At 55.8% G+C, this 853-nt stretch carries 1 protein-coding gene; it reads left to right on the top strand.

Annotated elements, in window-relative coordinates; translation table 11 throughout:
- Window positions 1–219 precede the first annotated feature (219 nt).
- A complete protein-coding gene (locus tag B5G34_RS18155; RefSeq protein WP_242957123.1) occupies window positions 220–780 on the top strand; it encodes a site-specific integrase in 561 nt (186 codons plus the stop codon).
- Window positions 781–853: the final 73 nt, after the last annotated feature.

Below are 853 nucleotides of genomic sequence, written 5' to 3'. Positions count from 1 at the left end.
ACGCCCGCGGCCGCCATGCACCATTTCCGCGGAAGCAGTGCACCATTCCAGCGGTGGTGATGCACCATCATCTGCGGTCAAGCTGCACTTTTTGAGCGGCGTACGCAGATATCACCCATTTTATGGAGGCAGTGCAGAATCATCCCTTCCGGGCTCTGTTCCTGACGACGCTTTTTACCGGCCTGCGCCGGGGGGGTCTTTGGCCTGCGATGGGACTGTGTGGATCTGGAGCACGGCACCATTACCATCAACAAGCAGCTCCAGAACATTCCAGGACAGCCGGGCGCTTACCGCCTGGTCTCCACTAAAAATGATAAAAGCCGCACGCTCAAGGCCAGCCGTTTTGTGGTTGATCTGCTCCGCCAGCAGAAGGAGGAGCAGGAGAAGATGAAGCGTCTGGTGGGGGCTATGTGGCATGACGAGGGCTATGTGTTTTGCAACGCCATGGGCCGGCACCTGTCACCCAGTACCGTGTACCATAACTTCAAGCGAATTGCCAGGAACATTGGCATACCTGCTGCACGGTTTCATGACCTGCGGCACAGCTATGCGGTGGCGTCCTTGCAGGCGGGCGATGATATCAAGACCGTCCAGAGCAACCTGGGCCACCACACCGCATCCTTCACTCTGGATGTCTACGGCCATGTGACGGCTCAGATGCAGCAGGCCAGCGCAGACCGGATGGATGCCTACATCCGAACGGTGTCTGCTGAGGCGAAAAGGGAAACAATAAGGGAAAACAAAGTAAGCGTAAAAACAGTCGGCGGCTTGTCAGGGTAAAATGGCTCTGCCAAACTATAAGAGTCTGAGGAAGTGCATGGTAGTACAAGGTAGTACCAGAGAGTATTCAAGA

The organism is Flavonifractor sp. An82, assembly GCF_002159265.1.
In the GTDB taxonomy this organism is placed as follows: Bacteria; Bacillota; Clostridia; order Oscillospirales; family Oscillospiraceae; genus Flavonifractor.
The sequence above is the reverse complement of the archived record's forward strand: the minus strand, read 5'-3'. Positions and strand labels throughout refer to the sequence as shown.